Genomic DNA, 26,927 nt, shown 5'->3' with positions numbered 1-26,927 from the left:
TCCCCCGCGCCCCTGGCGGGGCTAGGTGTCGGCCGGAGCCAGGATGAGTAGGGGGGTGCCCGCGTCCACCTGGGTGCCCGGGCTGGTCAGGATCTGGTCGACTGTGCCGTCCACGGGGGAGCGGACGCGGGACTCCATCTTCATTGCCTCCAGGGTCAGCAGGGGCTGGCCGGTGGTCACCAGGTCGCCCGGGCGCACGTTCACCTGCCAGACCGACGCGGTGAACTCGGCCTCGATCAGATGGCTGCCCTCGGGGACGTGCACCTCCGCCGGGGTGGCCGGAGGCGTGGACACCACCTCCGCCCTCGTGAACTCGCCGGCCGCTTCCCAGGCCGCCCGCTCCGCCGCGAAGGCGGTCCGCTGCCTCGTTCCGAACTCGGCGATGGAGTCGGCGTGTTCCGTGAGGAAGGTCTGGTGGGCGGCCAGGGAGAAGGTGCCGTGCTCCACGCGCGGCACGAAGCGGCCCGACACGATGTCCGCGCGGAGGGCCAGTAGTTCGTCGGCGTCCACCGGGTACCACTTGATGCGGTCGAAGAAGCGGAGCAGCCAGGGGGAGCCGGGCTCGAACGCGCCGCGTTGCTGCCACGGCGACCAGACCTGCGTGGTGCGGCCGACGAACTGGTAGCCGCCGGGGCCCTCCATGCCGTAGACGCACAGGTACGCCCCGCCGATGCCGACCGAGTTCTCGGCGGTCCAGGTGCGGGCCGGGTTGTACTTCGTCGTCACCAGGCGGTGGCGGGGGTCCAGCGGGGTCGCGACCGGGGCGCCCAGGTAGACGTCGCCCAGGCCCAGGACCAGGTACTCCGCGTCGAAGACCGTGTCGTAGACGTCGGTCACCGAGTCCAGGCCGTTGACGCGCCGGATGAACTCGATGTTCCAGGGGCACCAGGGCGCGTCGTCGCGGACGCCCGCCATGTAGCGGGCGATGGCCTCACGGGTCGCGGGGTCGTCCCAGGAGAGGGGGAGGTGGATCGTGCGGGAGGGGACGACCAGTTCGTCCGCCGGGGGGAGGGACGTCACGATCTGCCGTACCCGGGTGAGGAGTTCGGGCTGTGGGAGGACCGCCGGGGCCGTCTGGATCTGGAGGGAGCGGATGCCGGGGGTGAGGTCGGTGACGCCGTCGAGGCACGCTTCGGAGATCGCCTCCATCAGGGCGTGCACCCGCATGCGCAGCGCCAGGTCGAGTTGCATGGGGCCGAACTCGACGAGGAGGTTGTCGTCGCCGCTGCGGCGGTAGGTCACGTCGCCGTCGCGGGCCAGGACGCCGCCGTCGACGATCGCGGGGCGGGGCGAGGCGTCGTCCGCCACCGGTAGGAAGCGGACCGTGTCCCCCGGGCGCAGCTGGCCGAGCTTCCAGCGCTCGGTGGAGGCGACGGTGGCCGGGCAGACGAAGCCGCCGAGGGAGGGGCCGTCGGGGCCCAGGAGAACCGGCATGTCGCCGGTGTAGTCGACGGCGCCGACCGAGTACGGGGTGTCGTGGATGTTGGAGGGGTGCAGGCCGGCCTCGCCGCCGTCGGTGCGGGCCCAGCGGGGCTTGGGGCCGACCAGCCGTACGCCGGTGCGGGCCGAGTTGAAGTGGACCTTCCAGTCGGCCGCGTAGAACTCGTGGATGTCCTCCTCGGTGAAGAACTCCGGTGCCGCGTGCGGGCCTTCGAGGGCGGCCACCTGCCAGGAGGAGGTGAACGGCGGGCGGGCCCCCGGCGGGACCGGGTGACCTCCGGCTGTGACCGCTCCGCCGTGCAGCACGTCGCCGGTCCGCAGTGCCCGGCCGCCGTGGCCGCCGAAGCGGCCCAGGGTGAAGGTGGCCGCGCTGCCGAGGAACGACGGGACGTCCAGGCCGCCGCCCGCGAAGAGGACGTAGGTGCGCAGTCCTTGTTCCGTGGGGGCGCCGACGGCCAGGACGGCTCCTGCGGGTACCGTCACCGGCTCCCACTGCGCGACCGGTGAGCCGTCCACGGTCACCTGGGCGGGGGCGCCCGACACACAGACCGTGGTGGCGTGGGTGAAGCGGAGCGACGGCCCCTGGAGAGTGCATTCGAGACCGGGGGCGCCCTCGGGGTTGCCGAGGGCCCGGTTGCCGAGGCGGAAGGAGAGGTCGTCCATGGGGCCGCAGGGCGGGACGCCGACCTGCCAGTAGCCCCTGCGGCCGGGCCAGTCCTGGACGGTGGTGAGGGTGCCGCCGGCGACGACCTCGACGCGGGGGGTCGGGTCGGTCACGGTCGCGAGCGTGGCCGTGGAGTGGGCGGCCCGGCAAAAGTCCCGGTCGGCGAGGGCCGCCCGGACCAGGCCCAGGTTCGTCTCGATGCCGTCGACCCGGGTCCCGGCCAACGCCTCGTCCAGCCGGCGCAGGGCGTGGGCGCGGTCGGAGCCGTGCGCGACGACCTTGGCGAGCAGCGGGTCGTACGAGGTCGTGACCTCGGTGCCCGTCTCGACCCAGCCGTCCACGCGGACGTCCGGCGGGAACTCGACCCGGGTCAGCAGGCCCGCGCTCGGCCGGTGCGCACGGGAGGGGTCCTCGGCGTAGATCCGGGCCTCGACGGCGTGGCCGCGGGGTTGCGCCGGGGCCTGGACGACGGCGGAGTCGCCGCGGGCCAGGCGCAGCATCCAGGCGACGAGGTCGACGCCGTAGATCTCCTCGGTGACCGGATGTTCCACCTGGAGGCGGGCGTTGACCTCCAGGAAGTACGCCTCCTCGCGGGCGGCGTCGTAGACGAACTCGACGGTTCCGGCGGAGCGGTACTCCACGCTCGCGCACAGGTCGCGGGCGGAGGCGGTCAGCCGCTCGCGCACATGGTCGGGGAGGCCGGGCGCCGGGGCCTCCTCGACGACCTTCTGGTTGCGGCGCTGGAGGGAGCAGTCGCGGTCGCCGAAGGTGACGACGAGGCCGTCGCCGTCGCCGAAGACCTGCACCTCGACATGGCGGGCCCGCTCGACGAGGCGTTCGAGGTAGACGCCGGCGGAGGAGAAGGAGGCGGCGGCGACGCGCTGCACCCGCTCCCAGGCCTCGGTCAGTTCGGCGGCGGAGCGACAGGCAGACATGCCGATACCGCCGCCTCCGCCGGTGGCCTTGAGCATCACCGGGTAGCCGAGGGCCGAGGCCTGGTGGAGGGCTTCGGTGAGCGAGGGCAGCAGGTCGGTGCCGGGCAGGAGCGGGACGCCCGCGGCCTCGGCGGCCTCCCGTGCCGTGTGCTTCGCGCCGAACAGTTCCAGCTGGTCGGGGGTGGGGCCGACGAACACGATGTCCGCGTCCTCGCAGCGGCGGGCGAAGGCCGCGTCCTCGGAGAGGAAGCCGTAGCCGGGGTGGACGGCGCCCGCGCCCGTGTCCTTGGCTGCCTTCAGGATGAGGTCCGCGTCGAGGTACGACTCCTTCGCGGGTGCCGGGCCGAGCCGTACCGCCTCGTCGGCGAGCCGGACGTGGGCGGCGGCGCGGTCGGCGTCGGAGTACACGGCGACCGTCCGCAGGCCCAGTTCGCGGGCGGTGCGGATGATGCGGACGGCGATCTCGCCGCGGTTGGCGACCAGCAGGGTGTCGAAGGTCATGCGCCGGCTCCGGTGATCGTCATCTCCACCGCCGTCGGGTCGAAGCCGTTGCAGGGGTTGTTGATCTGGGGGCAGTTGGAGACCAGGACGAGCACGTCGCACTCGGCGCGCAGGGTCAGTGCGAGACCCGGGGCGGAGATGCCGTCGACGATGCCGAGAGTGCCGTCCTTCTCGACCGGCACGTTCATGTACCAGTTGATGTTCGACACGAGGTCGCGCTTGCCGAGGCCGTGCCGGGCGCCCTCCGCGAGGAAGTTGTCCACGCAGGCGTGCTGCGACCAGGTGTGGTGCCCGTACCGCAGGGTGTTCGACTCCTTGGAGCAGGCGCCGCCGACCGTGTCGTGGCGGCCCACGTCGTCGGCGACCACGGTCATCAGCGGGGTGTGCTCGTTGGACATCAGCACGCTGCCGGTGGTGAGGAAGATGCCGCCCTGCGCGTGGATGGTGTCGGGTGCGCTGTAGCGCACGGAGGTGTCGTGGGCGTCGTACACGAGAAAGTCGACGGCCTGGTTGCCGTGCAGATCGGTGAGGGTGAGGGTCTCACCGGCGCGTATCACGGACGACCAGGCGGCCCTGGCCGGAACGACGGTCTTCACCGAGGTGGCGGTCTTCACCGAAGTGGCGGTCTTCATGCGGTCTCCCTCGCGGCGATGAACTCGGCGGTGTTGAGGAAGGCGCGGTGGCCCTCGGGGGTGGCGTCCCACAGGGGGTCGCCGGGCCGGGTCGGCCCGGCGCGCCAGGCGAGCACCTCCAGTGGGGTGCTGACGTAGTCGGGGCGCGGGTCGGCAGGGTGCGGCACGTTGGCGATCAGTACGGTCACGTCCTGCTCGGCGCGCAGGGTCACGGCGGCGCCGGGGCCGGCGGAGCCGGTGAAGTCGAGGGTGCCGTCCTCGCGTACCTCCACGCCCTGGAAGAACGAGAGCGAGGGCGGGAGGTCCCGGGGTTCGAGGCCGTTCTTGGCGGCGGCCAGCTTGAACAGCTCGCGCCCGGCGGGCGAGGGGGACTGCGGGGTGCCGTCCCCGTACCGCTCGGTGTTGCGTACGAGGGTGGAGGTGCCGCACAGCGCGTCGTGGCGGCCGGAGGTGTCCGCGACGACCGAGGCGAGGACGCGGCCCTGGTCGGACAGGAGCAGGACGCCCTCGCCCAGGTAGGCGTTCCACTGGACCTTGACGGTGTCGGCGACGTTCAGCCGTTCCCAGGGGCGGTCGGCGTGGTGCAGGAGGAGATGTGCGCACGCGTCGCCGCGCAGGTCGGTGAGGCGGAACTCGGTGCCCCGGGCGAGCACCCTGTGGGTGTAGTTGCCGCCCGCCACCGTCTCCGCCCACACCAGGTGCTCCGCCTCGCAGGGCGGGGCCGGCCAGCGGCTCGCGGGCACCACGGGCATCGCCTCGGCCCGGGCGCCCTCCTGTGCGCGGGCGTGGTCGCGTGCTCCGTACGTCGTCGATGTCGCCATCGTGGGACCTCCGGGTGCGGCTGTATTTCTGTCGTGCGACAGAAATTAGGGGCGGGGCGGGTCGTCGCCATGTCCCTGGCGTTGCGGGGCAGTTACCGACCCCTCACGATGGTCGTGCCTCGTCAGGGGGCCGGGGAACCGTGCGACCGGTCGCAGCGGACGCGCGGGTGCCGTGTGCGAGGATCGAACACATGGGAAGCGCGGGCGGCACCGGTGGGCGGCGGGTCGGCAGGCCCCGGGCCGGAGGGCGGCCCGAGAGCGGACTGTCGCCCCGCGACGAACTGCGCGCGTCCGCCGCCGAGTTGTTCACGACGCAGGGCTACGCGGCCACCACCACCCGGGCCCTCGCCGAGCGCGCCGGAATGCGGCAGGCGTCCATGTACCACTACGTCTCCGGCAAGGAGGAGCTGCTCGCCGAGCTGCTGGAGTCCACGGTCACCCCGTCGCTCGCGTACGCCCGTGAACTCCTCGCCCGGGACGGCGCCCGCGCCGAGGAGCGGCTCCGGGAGCTGTGCCGCGCGGATGTCGCCCTGCTGTGCGGCGGCCCGCACAACCTCGGCGGGCTCTACCTCCTCCCGGAGGTCCGCACCGAACGCTTCGCCGGCTTCCATGCGGTACGGGCCGAACTCAAGGACGCGTACCGGCAGTTGATCGCGGCCACGGCCGCGGGCGGGGCGCTCGCCAAGACTGAGCTGGATCTGCGGACGGATCTCGTCTTCGGGCTGATCGAGGGCGTCATCCTCGTCCACCGCTCGGACCCCGACCGCCCGGTCTCCGCCTTCGCCGAGGCGACGGCGGACGCCGCGCTGCGCATCGTCGGCGTCTGAGGAAGGGCGTCCCCGACAGGCCGCCTCCGGCACCGGTTCACCTTGTCAAGGGGCACTTTTCGTACGCCTGTTCGTCGTCACGCACTGTGTGCGAATGGCGCCCCTGCGTGTAAATGACCAGAGCGTACTCCTGTCCCGAGGGCGATTTCAGTCGGTTGCTGAATATGACACAGCGATGATCCGGTCGGACTAAGCTCGCCCGCAGCGCACCGAGTTGAGATGTATTCGGGCGCTTGTTCCAAAAAATACCGAAGATCCAGTTTGATTCCCCGATGAACCCGAGCAAGCTCCAGCAACTCCCCGCAAGTACCCCGACCTTCAGCCGATCTGTCTTTAGAGGGCATACATGGTGAGTGTTCAATCGCCTCCCGGTGGCCGTGAACTTCCCTACGCGCGCGTGCTGCCGCTACCGGCGATACTGATGGCCGCGGCGACCGGGACCACCGTCTCCCTGGTGACGGGGTCGGCCCGGCTCGCCGTCGGCTTGTGCGGAGCCGTCGCGACGTTCCTGCTGATCGTGGTCGCCGTCGTCGCGGTGCGCGGCGGCCGTCGCACGGTCCGCGAACTGCGCGCCGAACAGCAGCGCCGGACCGTTCTCCTCGAGCAGCGGATCACCGCCCACGACCAGGAATTCACCCGGCTGGGCAAGGAGATCCTGCCCGCCGCGCTGTACCGGCTGCGCGGCGGAGAATCCCCCGCAGAGGTGATTCGTCACGTCGTCGACGGTGACGCCGAGTGGCGCGAACTGCCCGAGTCCCAGCGAGACTTGCTGCGCACCCTGCTCACCATCGTCGACCGCGAGGACGCGCTCCGCGACTCCTCGCAGCGGTCGTTCGTCAACATCGCCCGCCGCGTCCAGGCGATCGTCCACCAGCAGAACAACGAACTCCGCGAGATGGAGGAGGACCACGGGCGCAACCCCGAGGTCTTCGACGACCTGCTGCGCATCGACCACGGCACCGCCCTGATCGGCCGCCTCGCCGACTCCATCGCCGTGCTCGGCGGCGGCCGCCCCGGCCGTGTCTGGTCCCGGCCCGTCCCGCTGTACAGCGTCCTGCGCGGCGCCATGTCCCGCATCCTGGAATACCGCCGCATCGAGCTCGACTCGATCGCCAAGGTCAATGTCGACGGTGTGGCCGTCGAACCGGTCATCCACGCCTGCGCCGAACTTCTGGACAACGCCACCCGCTACTCGCCGCCCCACACCAAGGTGCACGTCACCGCCGTGGAGGTGCAGACCGGCATCGCCATCGAGATCGAGGACGGTGGCATCAGCCTCAGCGAGGAGACCCGGGCCAAGGTCGAGGACATGCTCGCCAAGGCCCAGCAGGGCATCGACGTGCAGGACATGGGCGACACCCCGCGCCTCGGCCTCGCCGTCGTGGGCCGGCTGTCGACGATGTACAACATGCAGATCTCGCTGCGGCCGTCCGCCTACGGCGGTGTCCGCGCCGTCGTCGTCGTACCGCGCGACATGCTCACCGAGGAACCCGCCCCCGGCCTGGCCCACGGCATCGGCGCCGGCGCCGTGACGATCATGGACAACGGTGGTGTCGAAGGCCCCAACCGCAAGGCCAAGCGCCGTCGCCCGACCACCGGACCGCGGATCCCGAGTTCCGCGGAGGACACGGGCGGCCAGGGCAGGGGCCACGACATGGACGACGACGTCCCCGTCGTCACCGAGTGGACGGCCAACGGCCTGCCGCAGCGCCGCAGCCGGAACAAGATTCCGCTCAGCCAGCGCTACGCCGAGGCCGCCGCCGCGGAGGCCGCGGCCGAGGCCGCCATGGCCGCCGCCCCGGTGTGGCAGCCGGAGCCCGATCCGGAGAAGAAGCAGCCCCCGCCCGGCATGTGGGTCGAGGCGTTCATGGCCGGACTCAAGGGCGACCCCGACCCGAACGCCTTCAGGAACCATCCGGACGACCCGACGGCGTCCACCGCACGTACCGCGAACACCGAGCCGGCCCGCACCGAGGCCGACGACGAGGGGGACCTCAAGTGATCCAGCGACGGGCCAATTTCGACTGGCTGCTGAAGGATCTGGCCGACGGCGTACCCGGCATCCAGCAGATCGTCGTGCTCTCCGCCGACGGCCTGCGGATCGCCCGCCACGGCGGCGACCCGGACGCCGCCGACCGGGTCGCCGCGGCCTGCGCCGGACTGCAGAGCCTGGCCGGCGCCGTGGCCGACGAGATCCCGCAGAGCGACGGCCACATGCGCATGGTCATCATCGAGATCAACGGCGGCTACTTCTATCTGATGGCCGCCGGCTCCAACGCCTATCTCGCGGTGCTCGCCAACGAGATCGCGGAACCCGGACTGATGAGCAACCGCATGCGCGACCTCGTCGACCGGATCGGCTCCCACCTCACCAGTCCGCCGCGGCGGAACGGGCAGACCGTATGACGCCTCCCCGTCGCCAGCGGCGCCAGCCCAAGCACGAGCCGCCTCCCCCACCGCCGCCCCAGGACGATCCCACGGGCGAAACGAGCGAGACGGGGGGGCGCCCGCCCGAGCGGCTCTACATCCTCACCGGCGAGGACGGCGAGCGAGCTCCGATCGACCTCGTCACGTTAATCGTGGCGCGCGCCGATCCACCGCCGTCCGCCGCTCCGGAGCAGTCGGCACTGCTCCGGATCTGCCAGGCACCCCTGTCCGTGGCCGAGATCTCGGCCTACCTCAACCTGCCGATCAGCGTGGTGACCGTCCTGCTCACCGAGCTGCTGACGGCCGAACTGGTACAGGCACGCGCACCGGTCGTCCGGCAGGCGCGGGCAGACCGTTCCCTCCTCGAAGCGGTGATGCATGGACTTCAAAAGCTCTGACACCATCACGGGTCCACGGACCGAGGACCACCTGCCGCACACCGCGCAGGCCGCGGCGAAGATCGTGATCGTGGGCGGTTTCGGCGTCGGCAAGACGACCATGGTGGGGTCCGTCAGCGAGATCAGGCCGCTGACGACCGAGGAGACCATGACGCAGGCCGGCATCGGTGTCGACGACAACTTCGGCTCCAAGTCCAAGACGGCCACCACCGTGGCCATGGACTTCGGCCGTATCAGCGTCACGGACGAGCTGGTGCTCTATCTGTTCGGCACCCCCGGCCAGGAGCGCTTCTGGTTCCTGTGGAACGGCCTGTTCGAGGGCGCCCTCGGTGCGGTCGTCCTGGTCGACACCCGTCGGCTGGAGGTCAGCTTCGACGTCATGGGCCGCCTGGAGGAGCGCGGTGTGCCCTTCGTCGTGGCGGTCAACGACTTCCCGGACGCGCCCCGCTACGACATCGAGGAAATGCGTCAGGCCCTCGACCTCGCCCGGGAGATCCCGATCCTCCGCTGCGACGCGCGCCGCCGGGCGTCCAGCCGCGACGTCCTGATGACCCTCATGACCTTCCTGCACTCCCTGGCCACGTCGGGAGCGGCGGCATCGGGGGCCGCGTCGTCATGACCCGCGCCTGAGCCCCGTACGGCCCGCACGTCCCCTAGGACCCCAACGACATCCGGACACCGGATCCACCTCAGTTCGAAAGCGATCACCGTGACGCCTGAATCAAACTCCCTCACCGGCACGGACGACCCCACGCTCGCGCCTCCCCCCGGTTGCCCCGCCCACGGTATGGGCCCCGGCGGACTGCGCCGGCTCTACGGCCCCGAGGCGGAGGACCTGGGCGCCGTGTACGAGAAACTGCGCGCGGAGCACGGGTCGGTGGCCCCCGCGCTGCTCCACGACGACGTGCCGATCTGGGTGGTGCTCGGACACGGCGAGAACCTGCACATGGTGAGTACGCCGTCGCAGTTCTGCAAGGACACCCGGCTGTGGTCCCCCATGCGGGAGGGCACCGTGAAGCCCGACCACCCCCTCATGCCGCACTTCGCCTGGCAGCCCATCTGCGCCCATGCCGAGGGCGACGAGCACCTGCGGCTGCGCGGAGCGGTCACCGGCGCCATGTCGACCATCGACCACCGGGGCATCCGCCGCTACATCAACCGCGCGACCCAGCACCTCGTCAACAAGTTCTGCGAGGACGGCAGCGCCGACCTGGTCGGCCAGTTCGCCGAACACCTGCCGATGGCGGTGATGTGCGAGATCCTCGGCATGCCCGACTCGTACGACGAACGGCTGGTGCACGCCGCCCGCGACTGCCTGAAGGGCAGCGAGACCGCGCTCGTCAGCCACGCCTACGTGATGGAGGTTCTCGACCGGCTCACCGCGCGCCGCCGCGCCCAGCCCCAGGAGGACTTCGCCAGCCACCTCATCACGCACCCGGCCGGGCTCACCGACGACGAGGTCAGGGAACACCTCCGCGTGGTGCTCCTCGCCGCCTACGAGGCCACCGCCAACCTCCTCGCCAATGTGCTGCGCGTGGTGCTCACCGATCCCGGTTTCCGCGCCCAGCTGAAGGGCGGTCAGATGACCGTGCCCGAGGCGGTCGAGCAGTCCCTGTGGGACGAACCTCCGTTCAGCACCGTCTTCGCCTACTTCGCCAAGCAGGAGACCGAGCTGGGCGGCCAGCGCATCCGCAAGGGCGACGGGCTCCTCCTCGGCATGGCGCCGGGCAACGTCGACCCCCGCGTCCGTCCCGACCTCAAGGCCAACATGCAGGGCAACCGCTCGCACCTCGCCTTCAGCGGCGGCCCCCACGAGTGCCCGGGCCAGGACATCGGCCGCGCCATCGCCGACGTGGGCGTCGACGCGCTGCTGACCCGTGTTCCCGACATCCAGCTCGCCTGCCCGGAGGACGAACTGCGGTGGCGGGAGTCCATCTCCAACCGGCACCTGGTGGAGCTGCCGGTGACGTTCGCGCCGAGGCCCCAGCAGGACGTCATGCAGCGGCCCGCCGTCAACCCGGTGCCGCCGAAGCCCCCGCACCAGCGGCGGGGCGGCACACAACTGCCGCAGGCCGTCACCCCGGAACCCGCTACGACGGCCGAGCCCGCGCCGCAGCCCGAACCGGCCCGCCGGCCAGGACTGTTCCGGCGCATCGTGCGCTGGTTCGGCGGCAACTGAGCCGACCGGGCGCCAGGCCCGTGCCGCCCGCACCCCGTGCCCGGCCTACGCCGCCCACTCCTCGTACGAGGACCAGGCCCGCAACACGCGCGGGCTGACGAACCGGTGCTCGAACCCCGTGACCGGGTCGGTGAACTCCAGGCTCCGCGCCAGCAGTTGGAGCGGACGCCGGAAGTCACCGGCCGGCACGGGCGGGGTGAGAACCGGATAGAGGGGATCGCCGAGGATCGGAACCCCCAACGCGTTCATGTGCACCCGCAGTTGATGTGTCTGCCCGGTATTCGGCACCAGCCGGTACCGGGCACGCCCGTCCCGGTGGTCCAGCAACTCGACCCGGCTGACGGCGTTCGGCTCTCCCTCGACCTCGTACGCCGCCATGACCCCGCGCTCCTTCACGATCCGGCTGCGCACGGTGTGGGGCAGGACCAGCGCCGGGTCGTACGGGGCGACCGCCTCGTACTCCTTCCTCACCCGCCGGTCCCGGAACAGCGACTGGTACGCGCCGCGTTCGCCGGGCCGCACGGTGAACAGCAGCACCCCGGCGGTGAGCCGGTCCAGCCGGTGCGCGGCGCCGAGCGTCGGGATGCCCAGCTCCCTGCGCAGCCGGGCCAGGGCCGTTTCGGTGACATGGCTGCCGCGGGGGGTGGTGGCCAGGAAGTGCGGCTTGTCGGCGACCACCACATGCTCGTCCCGGTACAGCACGTCGATCGCGAAGGGCACCCGCTCCTCGGCGGGCAGCTCCCGGTGGAACCACACGGACATGCCCGGCACGTACACCATGTCCCGCGGCACCGGACGCCCGGTGACGTCCACGATCAGCCCCGCGTCGAGCATCGCGTCGATCACCCCGGCCCCGGCCGACAGCCGTGCCACGAGGTGATCCCGTACGGTCGCCCACGCGTCCCCGGCCGGCAACCGCACCCGCACCGGATCGACCCCGTCGCGCTGCGGCAGGGGAGGGGGCGGGGACGGGGTACGGCGTCTCATCACGATCAAGCATACGAGCGGGCGTGGCCCGGCCCTGCACGCTTGTTCAGGCGAGGAGTCGTGTGGCCTGCGGGTCCTGCCGCCCGCTCGGGTGGAGACGGTGCGGCTGCTCGACGTCCGGCGTGCTGGTGGGACCGTGCACCCCGGCGAGGCGGAGGCGGTTCGCCGCGGTGAACGCCTGGTCGAGCCAGTCGTCCGTCGGTACCTCGCCGAAGAGCCGTTCGAGCTCGCGGACCATCGGCGGAGCCAGCGGGAATCGCTTGCCCTGGCGGCGCTCCTGGTACCGGTCCTGGATCTGCACGAAGAGGAAACCGCTGCGGCCGAAGTGGACCAGCGGCTCGGGTGCGCCCGTGAAGACCAGGTCGTCTATGAGGTCGAGGTAGATCGACCGGTAGCTGGCCTTCCGCTCCTCCGCCCGGTGTTTGCTCGACGTCGGCTGGTGGTCGTCCGCCGAGTAGATGCCGAGCGTCGACTTGCACAGATCCATGGAGAGGCAGTCACAGATCGCGCTGTCCATGAGCCAGGGGAAGGACACGGGTCCCGTCGCGCTGTTCCGGGCCACCATGATGGCGGTCCCGTACGCGTTGCCGGTGTTGCCCCGGAACATGACCCCGTCCCACATGTTCGGCGAGTCGTTCAGCGCCTCCTGGAGCCCGACGTGGTCGTCCCCCGGCAGGTAGTCCATCTTCTCCGCGTACTGGAAGATGGCCTGCCGGACCAGTGACAGCAGCGCATGGACCGCGTCGCGCCCCCAGCCGGCCGTGTCCATCGCCCGCACCAGGTCGGGCACGGACCTGCCGTACATGCGAAAGCGGCCCTGGACCAGGTCGAGCGGGGGTATGCAGATGTCGTCGATGATGGTGGCGAAGGCTATGTAGTGGAGCCCCAGCGGGTCCGCGTCGAATCGCTCACCGCACCAGCAGGCCATCCACTGGAGGGTGTCCCGGCAGGCGCGTGACACCGTGTCGGCGGCCTTGGCGTCACGCTTCTTCGTCCAGTCGGCGTAGTGCTCGGGAATTCTGCCGCCTCGTCCCCGTGCCGCGTCCCACCGTTCCGTGACCTTCTCCAGCAGCGGCCACACGTTCACCTCGTGGCACTGGGCGACCGGGCCGGCGTATCCGTGCTCGCCCATGACGGCGTACAGGTGAGCGGTCTGCTTGTTGTAACGGGACCTCGTGGTCGCGGGACGGACGGCCTTCGCCGGGCTCCGCGGGTAGTGCAGGAACGAACAAGTCGTACCGCGATCACAATCCGGTCCGCACCAGAGTGCGTGCGACCGATGCAGCAGTTCCTGAATCCCCCTCGCGCCTGAGAGCCGCTCCAGAGCCTGTCGTACGGAGCCTTTCCAAGCGAGCATGTCCGGGGTAACTGTCGAGACCGCAACGCCACTTGTCGCCATAGCCCGAGCCTCCGCAAGAAGTCCCCACTTCTGGCTGCAATCCCAGCGTGCGGGCGATGGCCGCTCGCCGTGAAGGGGCGTACGGCGAGCGTACTGCGGCACATAAGGGGCGCATTCGGTTGAAAATTTGTCATGAATGATACGCAGGATGGCTGGAGATGTCCCCTGCTTCGATCAGACCGTTCGATTTTCAAGGTTGCTCCGGTGGCGCCGGGGCGGCTTTCCCCGCAGCGCGCGCCCGGCGGGCCCGGGTCAGGTGGTGGAGGAGGCCGAGGGTCACCGTGGCGAGCAGGAACAGGAGGGTGAACCACTGGAAGTACCAGTGGCCGCCTGCGGGGTCGTAGACCTCGGCGCGGGGCCAGGCCAGGTTGGCGGTCATGAAGAGGCCGTAGAGGAGGGCGAGGGCGTTGACGGGGATGCCCCAGCGGCCGAGGGAGAAGAGGGGCTTGCCGGTCTCGTCGGTGCCGGCGGAGGGGAAGGTGCCCTTCAGGCGCCGTACCAGGAGCGGGCCGGTGACCATCGCGTACGCCAGATACAACATCACGATGCAGGTGGTGCCGATGGCCAGGAACGCCTCCGGCGAGGCGAAGTTGAGGAGCAGCAGGGCGGCGGCGAGGATGCCGACGACCACGGCGGGGGCGGTGGGCATGCCCGTGCGCGGGTTGACCCTGGCGAGTCGCCCGGCGAAGGGGAGCCGGCCGTCGCGGGCCATCGAGAAGAGCATGCGGCAGGCCGACGTCTGGATCGCGAGCGTGGCCACGGTGATCGCCACCACCACGTCGGCGAGCAGGAAGCGGCCCACGCCGTCGCCGAGACTGCTGGTCAGCACGTAGCTCAGGCCGTCCACGCCCAGCCTGCCGTCGGTGAGGCTGGGCGCGGCGAGCAGACCGGCCAGGACGAGGAGACCGCCGAGCAGACCGGCCGCGCCCAGTGCCGTGAGGATCGTGCGGGGCGCGGTGCGGCGGGGGTGGTGGGTCTCCTCGCTCATCTCGCCCGCGCTGTCGAACCCGATCATCACGTACGCCGCCATGAACGAGCCCACCAGCAGGGCGCCGAGGAGGTCGGTGCTGCCCTCGGCCGTGTGGAAGGTGATGCCGGGGGAGCGCTCGGCGTGGGTGAGAAGGAGGACGACGATCAGGATCGCGCCGATGATCTCGGCGGTCACGCCGACCCGGTTGACCACGGACAGCACCCGGTTGTCGAGGATGTTCACGAACGTGGTCAGGGCCAGCAGGATCACGCCCAGGACGGCCGCGTTCGCCGCGCCCGTCGGCGTGGTGGGCGTCGGGTCGCCGCCCACGATCTGGAAGCCCGACCAGATCGCGGGCATCACCATCTGGAGCGCGAGCGCGGCCGCCGCGACCACCACGATCTGCCCGATCACCATGATCCAGCCGGCGAACCAGCCGAACGTCGGGTTGGACAGGCGGGACGACCACTGATAGATCGCGCCCGATATCGGGTAACGCGCCGCCAGCTCCGCGAAGCACGCGGCCACCAGCAGCTGGCCGATCAGTACAGCCGGCCAGGTCCAGAAGAAGACCGGGCCGCCGAAGGCGTACCCGAAGGCGAAGAACTGGAAGACGGTCGTGAGGACCGAGATGAAGGAGAAACCGGCGGCGAACGAGGCGTACCCGCGCATGCTGCGGTGCAGTTCCTGGCGGTAGCCGAACTCGGTCAGGGAACGGTCGTCGGGGGAGTGGGGTGGCTCCGGACGGACTTGGGGGGCGGTGCTCGTCATGGCGGCAACCTGCTTTCGCACAAGCGGCGCGAGCATTCGCGCACCGGCGGGCGCGAATTCCTGTCGGGCGACAGAAATTAGGGGAGGCCTGTGTCGCACGTGTCACGCGACCGTGTCCGGGGCGAGCCCAAATCCTCACGATCGATTCAGGGGTGGGGAGTTGGGGTCATGACAGGGGAGTGAGGGGTTCGGAGCGGTGGTGGGTGCGTCGGTGCCCCTCGCCTCCGCGCGCGTCGGGGGCCTTGTGCGACGATCCCCGGATGAATGACGTGCCGCCCTCCTACCGGCTTCTCCCGGGTGCGCCCGAGTCGCCCGTGCTGCTGCATGTGCCGCATGGTTCACGGGTGATCCCGGCGGACGTACGGGACGGGATCGTGCTCGACGACGCCGCGCTGGAACGGGAGTTGGACCACATCACCGACGCGTACACGGACCGCGTCGCGGAGCGGGCCGCCGAGCGGTCGGCCGTGCGCCCCTGGAGGTTCGTGAATCAGCTGTCCCGGCTCGTGGTCGACCCCGAGCGGTTCCCGGACGAGCGGGAGGAGATGCTGGCGGTGGGGATGGGGGCGGTCTACACGAGGACCACGCACGGGGAGGTGCTCCGCCCGGCGGGACGGGACGGTCTGCCGTTCGGCGACGGCCTGTCACCCGGCGACGGCCTGTCGTTCGGCGACGGACAACCGCCGGGTGGCGGGCAATCGCTCGGTGGCGGGCAGCCGCCGGGTGGCGGGCAGTCGCTCGGTGGCGGGCAGCCGCCGGGTAGTGGCCAGTCGCTCGGTGGCGGCAAGCCGCTGGGTGGTGGGCACTCGCCGGGTGGCGGGCAGTCGCTCATCGACCGCTACTTCCATCCCTACGCCGCAGCCATGACCGATGCCGTGACCGACCGGCTGGCGGCCGTGGGCCGGGCCGTGATCGTCGACGTCCACTCGTATCCGAGCGAGCCCCTGCCCTACGAACTCCACGGCGACGGTCCCCGGCCGCCCGTCTGCCTGGGCACCGACCCCTTCCACACCCCGGCCTACCTGACGGCCGCCGCCGGGGAGGCGTTCGCCGGGTTCGGTGGCACCGGCGTCGACAGTCCCTTCGGGGGCGCGTACGTCCCGCTGAAGTACTACGGGCACGACCCGCGGGTGACCGCCCTGATGATCGAGATCCGCCGGGACGTCTACATGACCGAGCCGGGCGGGGCGGCGGGGCCGGGGGTCGGGGTGCTCGCGGACGCGCTGGCCCGGCTGGTGGACGTACTCACGACCGTCTGAACGTTCCCAGCCCACTCTCGTCGAACGCCTCGATCGTCACCGATGTCGCCCTGCCGTTCTCGTCGCCCTTGAACGTCACGCCCGACGGGCCGCTCGCGTTCTCGCCCACCGTCTCGAAGTGGAACGTGTCGCCCGCGTAGTGGGTCAGGCGGAAGGTCATGGGCTTCGGGCCGAGGCGCATGGTCAGGTCGCCGTTGGTCTCGGTGACCGTGAGGGGGCCGAAGTACGGGTTGGCGTAGGTGCCCGTGTAGGTGGAGTCGGCGCGGGCGTCGGAGGCGTCGTCCGGGGGCTTGGAGTAGTCGGTGGGGGAGCGGGCCTCCTGGGCCTCCTGCTCGTAGAGCCGGCCCGCCAGGTCCAGCCAGTCCTCGGTCGGCTTGCCGTGCTGGGCCGTGTCGAGGAAGTCGAGGGAGACGGCGTCCGCGAGGCCGACGGGCGCTCCGTTGGTGAGGACGGCGATGCCGAGCTGTTCGCCGGGCAGCATCGTGACGTTGGTGTTGGCGCCGAGGGCGAAGGCGCCCGAGTGGCTGAGGCGGAGGCGGCCGAGGTCGTCGTAGGAGACGTTCCAGCCGAGGCCGTAGAAACCGGCGCGGCCCGCCGGTGCGGGGGGCGGGGTGGAGACGATCTCGGGGAGGTGGGTGCGTTCGAGGGGGTCGGCGGCAATGATCCGGTCGCCGTCCAGCTCGCCGTTCGCGAGCTGGAGCCGCAGCCAGAGCGAGAGGTCGCGGACCGTGGAGCTCGCGCCGCCCGCCGGGGACTGGGCGTCGGCGTCCCGTACGAACCGTGCCTCCCAGTCGCCGGTGTCCCCGCTCTCGGTGCCGCCCTCGCGGACGTGGGCGAAGGCCTTGTTGTTCGCGCCCTCGTAGTCGCTGAAGCGGGAGCTGGTGGCGTCCATGCCGGCCGGCTTGTAGAGGGTGTCCTCGGCGAGTTTCTCCCAGGTCGTTCCGGCGGAGTCGGCGACGGCCTGGCTCGCTGCCGTGACCCCGAAGTTGGTGTACGCGTAGCTCGCGCGGAACGGCGTCAACGGCTCCAGGCGCAGGTGTTCGAGGATGTACTCGCGGTCGTAGCCGAGGTCCTCCAGGAGGTCCCCGGCGTGGTCGGGCAGGCCGCTGCGGTGGGAGAAGAGGTCGGCCACGGTGACGTGGCCGGTCACCCAGGGGTCCTTGAGGACGAAACCGGGGAGGTGTTCGGCCACCGGGTCGTCCCAGTCGACGGCCTTGTCGCCGACGGCCCCGGCGACCACGGTCGAGGCCAGCGGCTTCGAGAGGGACGCCAGTTGGAAGACGGTGTCCGGGTCGACCCGGCCGTCCTGGCCGACGTGCCGTTTGCCGTAGCCGTCCAGGTGGACGACCCGGTCCTTGTACACGACGGCCACCGCGACGCCGGGCACCCCGGTCCGGTCCATGCCGCGTTCGACGATGCCGTCGACGGCATCGACCGCCCGGTCGACGTCCTCCTGCGTGAGCTGGGGCGGCGGCTGCGGCGGGGGCGCGGCGGAGGCGGTGCCGATGCCGTACGGGGCAACGCCGAGGACGAGGAGCGAGGCCAGGGCCGTCGCGCCCCGGATCCTGCTTCTGCGGCGTGCCCTCGTCTGCCGAACAGCCATGAGTTCATTCAAACGGGTGAGCCGGTCTTTGTCCTGCGGAGGACGGGGCGCGGTCGCGGGGGTGTGCGGGCGGGGTGGCGGGTCCGTACGAGGTCGTGCGGGCGGGGTGGCGGGTCCGTACGAGGTCGTGCGGGCGGGGTGGCGGGTCCGTACGAGGTCGTGCGGGCGGGGTGGCCGGTCCGTACGAGGTCACGCGGGCCGGGTTGCCGAACCGCACGGGTCACGCGGGCCGGGCCGTCGGTGTCCCGTGGGGTGATGCGGGCCGGGCCGTCGGTGTCCCGTGGGGTGAAATGCGGTGCAGTCGCCGGGCCGTATGAGGTCGTGTTGCCGGACTCGTACGGTGTCGGGTCGGCCGGTCGCCGGGTTCCGAGCGGGATGCCTGGGGCCGAGCCGCCGGTGACCCGTGCTGTTGTGCGGGCGCGGGCGCGGTGGCCGGGGTCGCCCGAAGCCGTGCAGGCAGCCTTCCTCGTACGAGGTCGTGTCGGCCGGTCGGCCGGTCACCCGAGGTCATGTCGGCCGGTCGGCCGGTCACCAGGCCCCGCGTTCACGCCGTCGTCGGTGTGCCCTCCTGCTCCGCCTCGACGCGGGCGTTCCACTCCTTCTTCGACGCCTGCCAGCCGTCCTCGTCGTGGCCCAGGCGCCAGTAGCCGGAGATCGACAAGTCCTCGCGGGGGACGGCGAGTTCGACGCGCAGCAGGCGGCGCAGCTCCTTCACGAAGCCCGCCTCGCCGTGGACGAAGGCGTGCATCCGGCCCTCGGGGAACTTCAGCGCGCGTACGGCCTCGACCAGAGCGGCGCCGACCGGGCGGTCACCGCGGTGCAGCCAGACGACCTCCGCATCGGAGTTGATCTTCTGCTCCTCCTCGGGCCCGGCGACCTCGACGATGGAGTGGACGCGCGCGCCGTCCGGGAGGGCCTCCAGGGACGCCCCGATCGCCGGCAGGGCGCTCTCGTCGCCGACGAGGAGATGCCAGTCGGCCTCAGGGTTGGGCGCGTAGGCGCCACCGGGGCCGAGGAAACGGATCAGCTCGCCCGGCTGGACGCGCGTGGCCCAGGGGCCGGCGAGGCCCTCGTCGCCGTGGAGCACGAAGTCGAGGGTCAGCTCGGCCAGTTCGGAATCCCAGGCGCGCACGGTGTACGTCCGGGTCACGGGCCACTGGTCCCTGGGGAACTCCGCGCGGATCCGCTCGATGTCGAAGGGCTCCGGGTAGGTGACACCCTCCGGGCCGAACAGGAGCTTCACGTAGTGATCGGTGCTGCCGCGCGGGGAGAACTCGGCGAGGCCGTCGCCACCGAGTACGACGCGCTGCATGTGCGGAGTGAGCCGCTCGGTGCGGACGACTCGCGCGGAGTGGGGCTTCGGGGTCCTGCGTACCGGGCGCTCTGCCATGACGGCCTCCCAAAAAAACCTAGTAAGGCTTACCTAAGTTATCATCTCCCCCTTGCCGGCGCCCCACTCTTGAGGCGTCTGTGAGGACTTCACGATGTGAATCGCGCCTCAGAGTCCTCACCACCGAAGTGTCACCCCACCCTCCGGCGTACGCCCCACCCGCGGGGGCGTCTCCGTCACGTCCGCAGTGTCGTGAGCAGCCGTTGCAGCGATCCGCCGAGTCCCCAGCGCGCCGCGAGCGCCTCCACCGCCGCCGGGTCCCGCGGTTCGCGCGGCAGAGCCGTGTCGACGTCCGGCAAGGGTACGTCGGCCGCCACCAGCACGACCTTCGGCGCCACCGCCACATAGGGGCGCGCCTCGTCGAGCCTCTTGCGCTGCGAAGGCGTGAGCTTCGCCTTCGGGTCGTCGACCGCGGCCATGATCCCGGCCAGGTCGCCGAACTGGTCGAGCAGCTTCGCCGCCGTCTTCTCACCGATGCCCGGCACGCCCGGCAACCCGTCGCTCGGATCGCCGCGGAGCAGGGCCAGATCCGCGTACCCGCGCCCGACCACCCCGTACTTCTCGCGCAGCCACGCCTCGTCGGTCAGCTGCAGCGTGCCCACGCCCTTCAGCGGATACAGCACCCGCACCCCGCGCCCGTCGTCGACCAACTGGTACAGGTCGCGGTCGCCGGTGACGATGTCGACCGGGTCCTTCGCCAGGGCGGTGAAGGTGCCGATCACGTCGTCCGCCTCGTACCCGGCGACGCCCACGCGCGCGATGCCGAGGGCGTCCAGCACCGCCTCGATGACCGGCACCTGAGGTGACAGGGTGTCCGGCACCTCCTCCTCGTCCGGCCCGGCCGCGCGCTCCTCGGCCACGCGGTGAGCCTTGTAGGAGGGGATCAGGTCGACCCGCCACTGCGGCCGCCAGTCCGCGTCCATGCATGCCACCAGGTCCGTCGGCCGGTGGTCCTTGACCAGCCGGTCGATGAATTCGAGCAGCCCGCGCACGGCGTTCACCGGTGTGCCGTCCGGGGCCTTCACGGATTCCGGCACTCCGAAGTACGCGCGGAAGTACAGCGAGGCGGTGTCGAGAAGCATCAGGCGTCGGGTCACGCCCCGCATCATGCCGTACGCCACCGACACACGGCTCCCGACGCAACCGCCCGTGACACCCGCGCACGCGTTCCGTGAGCGCCCCTGGCCCGCTTCCCGTGCGTACCCCTTTCCGGCTTCCCGTGAGTACCCCTTGCCTGCGGTGAAATGCCCTGTGAAGCGGACCACTGACGCGTTTCGGACGGTGGGGCCGGGGGCGGGCGCGGCCCCGGAGCAGCGCCGGGCGGGTTCCGAGACCACCGACCCGTCACGCGCTCGCCGAGGCCGAACGGCCGTCGGCGGCTTCAGGGTCTTTCGCTGGAAGCCGGCCACCCCGGTCGCCGTCGTCGGTGTGCTCGTCATCGCGCCGGTCGCCTGCGGCCTGACCGCCTTCGGCAGGCCCGACGTCGGCGACGAGGCCGCCGCGGCCGTCGGCCGGGGCCGCCCGATCGGCACGACCAACTCCCGGCTGTCGGCCACGCACGCCTCGTATTGGGCGATGTACCGGAACTGGCTGAAGGACCACGGCAGCCGGTACGACGAGACCTCGCTGGAGATCGCCGTCCCCTCCTACGTCAAGGGCGTGACGTCGCTCGACGACCTCGGGCAGGGGCGATCAGTTCAAAGGGCGGGATCTACGGCATCGAGCCCGGCGCGGGCGAGACCAAGCCCTGCGAGAGCAAGGTTCGGAACGTATACGGCCTCGACGGCGAATACGAGCTGGTCAGGTCCAACACCTCCGCGATGCTCGCCCAGTTGGACCGCGCATACCGGAAGAACCCCGAGAAGGCCCGGGGCGCCGACAACCGGATCCGTACGCTCGCCACCAAGGGCTTCCCCGGGAAGTACTCCGAGCTGAACGTCTGGCCGGGTGACCTGGCACATGCCCCCGGACGAGCTGACGAGTCCGGAACGGGCGATCCGGAAGCCGGGGTGGCCCAGGAGGACGAGGGCGTCGGCACTGGATCGACGCGCATCCGGGCATCGTCGACGGGATGTCCCCGTGAAGCAGCCGCACGCGGTGGCTCCGTCGTGCGGAGCCGCCCCGAACGGGCGAGAGTGGTCACGTACTGGCGTACGAGAAGGATCCGGACAACGATGGGGCCACCCGAGCCCCCCGGATGCGGAGCTCCCCCGGCAGGCGGGGCGGGCCGCACGCGGATCAGCAACTCCGCGCCACGGCCCACGACTTCGCGCCCCGGAGGGTGAGTCCGGTGACCGGCCGGACCGTGTCGTGGCTGCGCGGGACGACTTCGGCACGCGCCGGACGTACACCTGGCGTCCGGTGACGGGGCGTACCGGACGGGCCACCCTGCGCGGTCGCCGTGGCGACCGGCACCCCTTCCGTGCCGCGCGAGGGGCCCCGAGAGCGGAGGTGGGACAGTGGTTCCACTGGCGTGAAGTGTGAGCATGGACCCCCTGCCGGTTTACAGGGATGTGACGGGCGCATGAAACGGTTTGCCGAACATGCGTAGGGTGCAGAGAACTCTTCGGGAGAAGCGCGCCCGATGAGTGCCGGACGGGTGGTATCCGTACCGGACCAGTGAGTGTTCGCGAGCCCACCCGGTGGGTGTGCGACAGCCGACCGACGAGCGAAGGAGGGAGCCGGAGCGATGGGCGACCACAAAGAACAGCCCCTTCGGGTGGGCGCGGCCGTCCGGCGGCGACGCCGGGCGCAGCAGCTCACCCTCGCCGCCGTGGCCGAGCGCAGCGGCCTGTCGGTCCCCTTCCTCAGCCAGGTGGAGAACGAACGGGCCCGCCCCAGCAGACCCTCGCTGGACCGCATCGCCGACGCCCTCGGCACCACCGCCGTCGAACTGCTCGCCGCGGCCGACCCGGCATGCAGCGTCGACGTCGTACGCGCCGCCGACGAGGACGGGTTCACGCCCCCCGACTCCTGCTCGCGCTCCCTGGTGCGCGGGCACCACCAGTTGCACGCCATGGAGTTCACCGGCGACCACGACGAGGGCCGTGAGGTCCAGCACCGCAACGACGAGCTGATGTACGTCGTCGACGGGGCCGTCGAGGTCGAGGCCGAGGGCCGTGCCCACCGCCTCGGCCGCGGCGACACGCTGTACATGTCCGGTGGCGTACGGCATCGCTGGCGGGCCACCGAGCCGGAGACCCGGGTGATCGTGGTGGCCGTCGCGGACCACATCGAGGCCCTGGAGGACCGTCACCGCCGGGGAGCGTGACGTCGCCGTGCGCTCCGTGTCCCGCGTCGTCTCCCTCGTCCCGTCACTGACGGAGGCCGTCGCCGTCTCGCTGCCCGGTGTTCTGGTGGGCGCCACCGACTGGTGCGGCCACCCGAGTGATCTTGATGTCGTACGGATCGGCGGGACCAAGAACCCCAGGACCGACGCCATCGCCAGGCTCGCTCCGGACCTCGTGATCGCCAACGAGGAGGAGAACCGCGAGCCCGACCTGACCGCGCTGCGGGAGGCGGGCGTCGAGGTCCTCGTCACCGAGGTGCGGGACGTGCCGGGCGCCATCACCGAACTGGACCGCGTGCTGCGCGCCTGCGGGGCCCGGTCCCGGCCGCGCTGGCTGGACGAGGCCGAGTCGGCGTGGTCCCGGCTGCCGGGCACCGTGGGCGGTCCCGGCCGTCGTACGACCGCCGTGGTGCCCATCTGGCGCCGGCCCTGGATGGTCCTCGGCCGGGACACCTTCGCCGGTGACGTGCTCGCCCGGCTCGGCGTGGACCACCTGTACGCCGGGCACACGGAGCGCTATCCGCGGATCCCCGTGGAGGAGCTGCGGGCCGCCGCCCCCGATGTCGTGGTCCTGCCCGACGAGCCGTACCTCTTCACCGCCGACGACGGCCCCGAGGCGTTCCCCGGGCTGCCGTGCGCGTTGGTGAGCGGCCGTCATCTCACCTGGTACGGGCCGTCGTTGGCCGAGGCTCCGCAGGTGCTGGGCGCGGCGCTGCGAGCAGCTCGCCGCTGACCAGCCCGCGCAGGGTGGACGCGGCGGCCGTCGCCCAGGCCGCCAGCAGCAGCGCGTACAGCGCGACGGCGAGGACGTCGAGGGCCACGAGCCCCGTGTGCCGGGCCAGCCCCTCCGCGCCGGTCGCACAGGTGCCGACCGGGAAGGTGAACGCCCACCACGCCATCGAGAACCCCATGCCCCGCCGCCGGGCCCGCACGACCATCGCCGCGGCGATGGCGAGCCAGAGCAGTGCGAAGCCCATGACGGGCACGCCGTAGAGGACGGCGAACGCGGTGAAGCCGTGCGTGTACGGGGCCGGTACGGCGCCGGGGGCCGCGTCGGCGAGGTTGCCTACGGCGGTGGTCGACTGCCCCAGCGGCCCCAGGACCAGGAACAGGCTCGGTGTGAGGGCGAGCGGCAGCGGCCCCGCCGTGACCAGTCGGCCGAACACCAGCGGCAGCACGAGCAGCGTGGCCAGCAGGCTCAGCCCGAACAGCCCGAGACAGCCGAACAGCAGCGTCTGCCGTGCCTGCCCGGGAGGCAGGTGCGGGACGAGCAGCGGACCGAGTGCGGCGGAGACCATGGGCGCGACGAGGGGGAGGAGCAGTACGGGGGTGACGCGGTCCGGCTCGATGCGGTGGCGGACGACCATCAGGTACGGCACCACCACGGCGGCGACCAGGCCCACGGCCGTCCCGGCGCCGAAGAGCACGACGTCCAGTGCGACGGCCGCCCGCACCCCGATCCGGTCCCGGCCGACGACGAGGGCACCGGCGCCCACGGCCAGCAGGGCCATGGAGAGACAGCCGTAGAAGGGGGCCACGGCCGGGTCGAGGAGGTGGGCGCGGGCCTGGTCGCGGTGGTGGGTCCAGTGCAGGGCGCGTGCGCCGAGCAGGACGAGCAGGGCGACGAGCGCGAGCGCCCAGAAGGCCGCGCAGGCCGTCCGCAGGCCCGGGACGCCCAGGGGGAGCCCAGCACCGGCGGACGCCACGATCGCGGTGCCCATGACCGGGGCGTACCAGTGGGGGCCGAGGTGGCGGAGGGCGGGGAGGCGGCGGGGCCGGGCCGTGGACGGACGGGCCGGCCGGGTGGGGCGAACCGTACGGGCCGGGCGTACTGCGGTGACCATGATGCGAGCGTCCCGCTGCCGCGCGAGGCCCACCAGGGAGTTCGGTTGTATGGGGACATAAGCTGGGGTTATGAGTGAGAGCGAGGGGCGGGGCGGGCTGGCCCATCGGGTGCCGGATCTCGGGGCGCTCGAACTGCTGCTGGCCGTGGCCCGCCTCGGCTCGCTCGGGCGGGCGGCGCGGGAGCTGGGGATCACCCAGCCGGCCGCGAGCAGCCGGATCCGCTCGATGGAACGCCAGCTCGGCGTCGCCCTGGTCGACCGGTCGCCGCGCGGGTCCCGGCTCACCGACGCGGGGGCGCTCGTCACGGACTGGGCCCGGCGGATCGTCGAGGCGGCCGAGGCGTTCGACGTGGGCGCACAGGCGCTGCGGGACCGGCGCGACTCCCGGCTCCGGGTCGCCGCGAGCATGACCATCGCCGAGTATCTGCTGCCCGGCTGGCTCATCGCGCTGCGCGCCGCGCGTCCGGACACGGCGGTGTCGCTCCTCGCGGGCAACTCGACGGTCGTCGCGGAGCGGCTGCTCGCGGACGAGGCCGACCTGGGTTTCGTCGAGGGGCCGACCGTCCCGGCCGGGCTGGACGCGGCCGTGATAGCCCACGACCACCTGATCGTCGTGACCGCGCCCAGCCATCCCTGGGCCCGCCGCCGCAAGCCGCTGGACGCGGCCGAACTGGCCGCCACGCCGCTGATCCTCCGTGAGAAGGGCTCAGGCACCCGGCAGGTCCTGGAGGACGCCCTCGGCAGCCTGGCCCGCCCCCTCATCGAGCTCTCCTCCACCACCGCGGTCAAGTCCTCCGCGTTGAGCGGCGCCGGCCCGGCCGTCCTGAGCGAACTGGCCCTCGGTGAGGAGCTCTCCGCCCGCCGCCTGGTCCGCATCCCCTTGAACGGCGTACGCCTGCGGCGGGCCCTGCGGGCGGTGTGGCCGACGGGACACCGGCCCACGGGCCCGGCGCGGGATCTGCTGGGGCTCACCCGGGGGACCGCGGTCGGCGGATGAGGGCGGTCTTCGCCCCCGCCGCCCCTACCCGTCCCCTCCTCCAGGGGCTTTGCCCCTTCGACCCCGTTCACGTCTTCGGTCGGCTGCGGGCGGGTGGGGGCTTGTCGCGCGGTTCCCCGCGCCCCTGGAAGGGGCCTGCGGCCCACCAGCGGCGCGGGGAACCGCGCGAGCAACCACTACGGATCCGCGGCGGGCGCGACCTCCACCGCCCCGCCCGCCGCCGGTGTCCGTACGCCCTGGGAAGCCCTGCCCGTCGACCGGCCGCAGGCCCGCAGCGGGGCCGCACCCTGGTTCGACCTCCTGTTGCTGCTGCCCTGCGTCAGGGCCCCGGAGTCGCGCGTAGACGGCGATTCCCGGGCGGACCCGACCCCGAGACGGTGACCACGGCCCACCCCCTGGGGAGGGACGCCGACCCGGACGGTGTGACCGCCACCCTGGCGGCCTTCGCGGGCTACCAGCTTCCTGACCGGAGAACTCCCGTCGGCCACCGGTCCCAGGCATCCCGCGCCTCCGCCCTTTCCAGCGCGTCCAGGGCGACGCGGCACCGGAATGGCTGAGGACGCGGATCGGGTAGGGGGTCCGGCGCGGGGGAGGGCCGGAGCGCAGAGCGGGGCCCACGGGGGAAGGGGCGCGGCCCGCTCCGTGGCTCGGACAGGAGGCTCAGCCCTCATCGCGGCCCCCGGACGGGCCGGCTCAGCCCTCATCGCGGCCCCCGGACGGGCCGGCTCAGCCCTCATCGCGGCCCCCGGACGGGCCGGCTCAGGACTTGGCTTCGCGGCCGGTCCGGTAGGGGTCCGGTTGGGCAGGGTCCTCCGCCCGGGAGGGGCCTCGGCCCGTGCCGTGGACGGCCCAACCCTGGCGCCGCCCCGGCTCGCCCGTCCCGACGGCGTCCCGGTGAGTCAAAGAACCCGGCAGGACGCCGCCTCCGTGAGGGCCCGCATCACCCGTACGTCCTCGCCCATCTCGGGGTGCCACTGGACGCCCAGGACCCAGGCGGGGTCGGGTAGTTCGATGGCCTCGACCGTGCCGTCGGAGGCGTGGGCCGAGGCCAGCAGGCCGGCGCCGAGCCGGTCGACCGCCTGGTGGTGGTAGGTCGGTACGTCGGTCTCCTCGGCGTTGATGTCCGCGTACCGGGTGCCGGGTACGGGCTTCACGGGATGGCGGCCGAAGACGCCGACCTCGACGACGTGGTCGTCGAGGTGCTGGACCAGCGTGCCGCCGAGGGCGACGTTCAGAAGCTGCATACCGCGGCAGATGCCGAGCAGCGGCGTGCCGATGTCCAGCGCCGCCCGGATCAGGGCCAGCTCCCACGCGTCGCGCTCGGGCGCGGGCGGGCCGCAGCGCGGGGAGCGCTCGGCCCCGTAGAGGGCGGGGTCCACGTCGGGCCCGCCCGCGATGACCAGGCCGTCGAGGCGGGCGACCGCCCCGGCGGCGTACGACGGGTCGTCCGGCGGCAGCATCGCGGCGACGCCGCCCGCCGCCTGCACGAGCCGGGGGTAGCCGACCGGCAGCAGGGCCGCCTCCAGCTCCCAGACGCCCCAGCGCGCGCCGGACTCCAGATACGTACTCACACCGATCAGCGGCCTGGTCACGC

The 26,927-nt window shown here is 72.1% G+C and carries 22 protein-coding genes; 11 read left to right on the top strand and 11 right to left on the bottom strand.

Going from position 1 to position 26,927, the window contains the following annotated elements; all coding sequences use genetic code 11:
- Positions 1 to 21 precede the first annotated feature (21 nt).
- From OG858_RS08945 to OG858_RS08935, 3 genes are read right to left on the bottom strand one after another with little or no spacing between them, the layout of a single operon-like run.
- Positions 22 to 3,540 (bottom strand): 5-oxoprolinase/urea amidolyase family protein, encoded by a 3,519-nt coding sequence (locus OG858_RS08945; RefSeq protein ID WP_327743585.1) that lies wholly within the window; start codon positions 3,538 to 3,540, stop codon positions 22 to 24.
- Positions 3,537 to 4,172, bottom strand: a complete 636-nt coding sequence (locus OG858_RS08940) for an urea amidolyase associated protein UAAP2 (protein ID WP_319263374.1) — start codon at positions 4,170 to 4,172, stop codon at positions 3,537 to 3,539. The genes OG858_RS08945 and OG858_RS08940 overlap by 4 nt, the downstream gene beginning before the upstream one ends.
- Positions 4,169 to 4,993, bottom strand: a complete 825-nt coding sequence (locus OG858_RS08935) for an urea amidolyase associated protein UAAP1 (protein ID WP_328545007.1) — start codon at positions 4,991 to 4,993, stop codon at positions 4,169 to 4,171. The genes OG858_RS08940 and OG858_RS08935 overlap by 4 nt, the downstream gene beginning before the upstream one ends.
- A 191-nt stretch (positions 4,994 to 5,184) precedes the next feature.
- On the opposite strand from OG858_RS08935, the gene OG858_RS08930 reads away from it, so the two are divergent.
- From OG858_RS08930 to OG858_RS08905, 6 genes are all read left to right on the top strand, one after another.
- Complete coding sequence (locus OG858_RS08930) at positions 5,185 to 5,820, top strand: TetR/AcrR family transcriptional regulator (protein ID WP_319067276.1); 636 nt, start codon at positions 5,185 to 5,187, stop codon at positions 5,818 to 5,820.
- A gap of 346 nt (positions 5,821 to 6,166) precedes the next feature.
- On the top strand, positions 6,167 to 7,822 hold the full coding sequence (locus OG858_RS08925) for a sensor histidine kinase (protein ID WP_328545008.1): 1,656 nt from the start codon (positions 6,167 to 6,169) through the stop codon (positions 7,820 to 7,822).
- Positions 7,819 to 8,226 (top strand): roadblock/LC7 domain-containing protein, encoded by a 408-nt coding sequence (locus OG858_RS08920; protein ID WP_037701766.1) that lies wholly within the window; start codon positions 7,819 to 7,821, stop codon positions 8,224 to 8,226. Before OG858_RS08925 ends, OG858_RS08920 begins: the two co-directional genes overlap by 4 nt.
- Complete coding sequence (locus OG858_RS08915; protein ID WP_319067277.1) at positions 8,223 to 8,645, top strand: DUF742 domain-containing protein; 423 nt, start codon at positions 8,223 to 8,225, stop codon at positions 8,643 to 8,645. The genes OG858_RS08920 and OG858_RS08915 overlap by 4 nt, the downstream gene beginning before the upstream one ends.
- Positions 8,626 to 9,264 (top strand): GTP-binding protein, encoded by a 639-nt coding sequence (locus OG858_RS08910; protein WP_086748363.1) that lies wholly within the window; start codon positions 8,626 to 8,628, stop codon positions 9,262 to 9,264. The genes OG858_RS08915 and OG858_RS08910 overlap by 20 nt, the downstream gene beginning before the upstream one ends.
- Positions 9,265 to 9,354: 90 nt before the next feature.
- Complete coding sequence (locus OG858_RS08905; protein WP_086748364.1) at positions 9,355 to 10,824, top strand: cytochrome P450; 1,470 nt, start codon at positions 9,355 to 9,357, stop codon at positions 10,822 to 10,824.
- A 45-nt stretch (positions 10,825 to 10,869) separates the two neighbouring features.
- Here OG858_RS08905 and OG858_RS08900 read toward each other — a convergent pair whose 3' ends face one another.
- From OG858_RS08900 to OG858_RS08890, 3 genes are all read right to left on the bottom strand, one after another.
- Positions 10,870 to 11,811, bottom strand: a complete 942-nt coding sequence (locus tag OG858_RS08900) for an RluA family pseudouridine synthase (protein WP_086748365.1) — start codon at positions 11,809 to 11,811, stop codon at positions 10,870 to 10,872.
- Between the two features lie 46 nt (positions 11,812 to 11,857).
- Positions 11,858 to 12,943 (bottom strand): hypothetical protein, encoded by a 1,086-nt coding sequence (locus OG858_RS08895; protein ID WP_086748366.1) that lies wholly within the window; start codon positions 12,941 to 12,943, stop codon positions 11,858 to 11,860.
- 457 nt (positions 12,944 to 13,400) lie between these two features.
- Entirely contained in the window at positions 13,401 to 14,951 is a 1,551-nt protein-coding gene (locus tag OG858_RS08890) for an amino acid permease (protein ID WP_319263367.1), read from the bottom strand.
- 260 nt (positions 14,952 to 15,211) lie between these two features.
- Between OG858_RS08890 and OG858_RS08885 the strand changes: the two genes are divergently transcribed.
- Entirely contained in the window at positions 15,212 to 16,210 is a 999-nt protein-coding gene (locus OG858_RS08885; RefSeq protein ID WP_319263366.1) for an N-formylglutamate amidohydrolase, read from the top strand.
- Here OG858_RS08885 and OG858_RS08880 read toward each other — a convergent pair.
- The 3 genes from OG858_RS08880 to OG858_RS08870 form a co-directional block, all read right to left on the bottom strand.
- On the bottom strand, positions 16,197 to 17,813 hold the full coding sequence (locus OG858_RS08880; RefSeq protein ID WP_328545009.1) for a serine hydrolase: 1,617 nt from the start codon (positions 17,811 to 17,813) through the stop codon (positions 16,197 to 16,199). The two genes, OG858_RS08885 and OG858_RS08880, sit on opposite strands and share 14 nt — an antisense overlap.
- Positions 17,814 to 18,357: 544 nt before the next feature.
- Entirely contained in the window at positions 18,358 to 19,203 is an 846-nt protein-coding gene (locus OG858_RS08875) for a siderophore-interacting protein (RefSeq protein ID WP_328545010.1), read from the bottom strand.
- A gap of 176 nt (positions 19,204 to 19,379) precedes the next feature.
- Positions 19,380 to 20,324, bottom strand: coding sequence for a 5'-3' exonuclease (locus OG858_RS08870; RefSeq protein ID WP_086746620.1), 945 nt, complete (start codon positions 20,322 to 20,324; stop codon positions 19,380 to 19,382).
- Positions 20,325 to 20,771: 447 nt separating this feature from the next.
- On the opposite strand from OG858_RS08870, the gene OG858_RS48100 reads away from it, so the two are divergent.
- The 3 genes from OG858_RS48100 (at position 20,772) to OG858_RS08860 (ending at position 23,225) form a co-directional block, all read left to right on the top strand.
- Entirely contained in the window at positions 20,772 to 21,488 is a 717-nt protein-coding gene (locus tag OG858_RS48100) for a glycine betaine ABC transporter substrate-binding protein (protein WP_179200788.1), read from the top strand.
- Between the two features lie 404 nt (positions 21,489 to 21,892).
- Positions 21,893 to 22,474, top strand: coding sequence for a helix-turn-helix domain-containing protein (locus OG858_RS08865; RefSeq protein WP_037701740.1), 582 nt, complete (start codon positions 21,893 to 21,895; stop codon positions 22,472 to 22,474).
- A 7-nt stretch (positions 22,475 to 22,481) separates the two neighbouring features.
- Positions 22,482 to 23,225: a helical backbone metal receptor gene (locus OG858_RS08860; RefSeq protein WP_086746617.1), complete on the top strand. Its 744-nt coding sequence runs from the start codon at positions 22,482 to 22,484 to the stop codon at positions 23,223 to 23,225.
- On the opposite strand, the gene OG858_RS08855 is transcribed toward OG858_RS08860, so the two are convergent.
- Positions 23,152 to 24,336 (bottom strand): TDT family transporter, encoded by a 1,185-nt coding sequence (locus tag OG858_RS08855; RefSeq protein WP_319067291.1) that lies wholly within the window; start codon positions 24,334 to 24,336, stop codon positions 23,152 to 23,154. The two genes, OG858_RS08860 and OG858_RS08855, sit on opposite strands and share 74 nt — an antisense overlap.
- A gap of 70 nt (positions 24,337 to 24,406) precedes the next feature.
- Between OG858_RS08855 and OG858_RS08850 the strand changes: the two genes are divergently transcribed.
- Positions 24,407 to 25,333 carry a LysR family transcriptional regulator gene (locus tag OG858_RS08850; protein WP_037701736.1) on the top strand — a complete coding sequence of 309 codons (927 nt, stop codon included), beginning with the start codon at positions 24,407 to 24,409 and terminating at the stop codon, positions 25,331 to 25,333.
- Between the two features lie 899 nt (positions 25,334 to 26,232).
- On the opposite strand, the gene OG858_RS08845 is transcribed toward OG858_RS08850, so the two are convergent.
- Positions 26,233 to 26,925: a gamma-glutamyl-gamma-aminobutyrate hydrolase family protein gene (locus OG858_RS08845; RefSeq protein ID WP_086753924.1), complete on the bottom strand. Its 693-nt coding sequence runs from the start codon at positions 26,923 to 26,925 to the stop codon at positions 26,233 to 26,235.
- Positions 26,926 to 26,927 lie beyond the last annotated feature (2 nt).

The sequence above is a fragment of the Streptomyces europaeiscabiei genome, assembly GCF_036346855.1.
Lineage (GTDB): Bacteria > Actinomycetota > Actinomycetes > Streptomycetales > Streptomycetaceae > Streptomyces > Streptomyces europaeiscabiei.
This window is presented reverse-complemented; position numbering and strand designations above follow the sequence as displayed.

Bases quoted from the DNA above. Each gene is read 5' to 3' on its own strand.
- OG858_RS08945 (WP_327743585.1), bottom strand. From the start codon at position 3,540: ATGACCTTCGACACCCTGCTGGTCGCCAACCGCGGCGAGATCGCCGTC.
- OG858_RS08940 (WP_319263374.1), bottom strand. From the start codon at position 4,172: ATGAAGACCGCCACTTCGGTGAAGACCGCCACCTCGGTGAAGACCGTC.
- OG858_RS08935 (WP_328545007.1), bottom strand. From the start codon at position 4,993: ATGGCGACATCGACGACGTACGGAGCACGCGACCACGCCCGCGCACAG.
- OG858_RS08930 (WP_319067276.1), top strand. From the start codon at position 5,185: ATGGGAAGCGCGGGCGGCACCGGTGGGCGGCGGGTCGGCAGGCCCCGG.
- OG858_RS08925 (WP_328545008.1), top strand. From the start codon at position 6,167: ATGGTGAGTGTTCAATCGCCTCCCGGTGGCCGTGAACTTCCCTACGCG.
- OG858_RS08915 (WP_319067277.1), top strand. From the start codon at position 8,223: ATGACGCCTCCCCGTCGCCAGCGGCGCCAGCCCAAGCACGAGCCGCCT.
- OG858_RS08910 (WP_086748363.1), top strand. From the start codon at position 8,626: ATGGACTTCAAAAGCTCTGACACCATCACGGGTCCACGGACCGAGGAC.
- OG858_RS08900 (WP_086748365.1), bottom strand. From the start codon at position 11,811: ATGAGACGCCGTACCCCGTCCCCGCCCCCTCCCCTGCCGCAGCGCGAC.
- OG858_RS08895 (WP_086748366.1), bottom strand. From the start codon at position 12,943: ATGGGCGAGCACGGATACGCCGGCCCGGTCGCCCAGTGCCACGAGGTG.
- OG858_RS08890 (WP_319263367.1), bottom strand. From the start codon at position 14,951: ATGACGAGCACCGCCCCCCAAGTCCGTCCGGAGCCACCCCACTCCCCC.
- OG858_RS08885 (WP_319263366.1), top strand. From the start codon at position 15,212: ATGAATGACGTGCCGCCCTCCTACCGGCTTCTCCCGGGTGCGCCCGAG.
- OG858_RS08880 (WP_328545009.1), bottom strand. From the start codon at position 17,813: ATGGCTGTTCGGCAGACGAGGGCACGCCGCAGAAGCAGGATCCGGGGC.
- OG858_RS08875 (WP_328545010.1), bottom strand. From the start codon at position 19,203: ATGGCAGAGCGCCCGGTACGCAGGACCCCGAAGCCCCACTCCGCGCGA.
- OG858_RS08865 (WP_037701740.1), top strand. From the start codon at position 21,893: ATGGGCGACCACAAAGAACAGCCCCTTCGGGTGGGCGCGGCCGTCCGG.
- OG858_RS08855 (WP_319067291.1), bottom strand. From the start codon at position 24,336: ATGGTCACCGCAGTACGCCCGGCCCGTACGGTTCGCCCCACCCGGCCG.
- OG858_RS08850 (WP_037701736.1), top strand. From the start codon at position 24,407: ATGAGTGAGAGCGAGGGGCGGGGCGGGCTGGCCCATCGGGTGCCGGAT.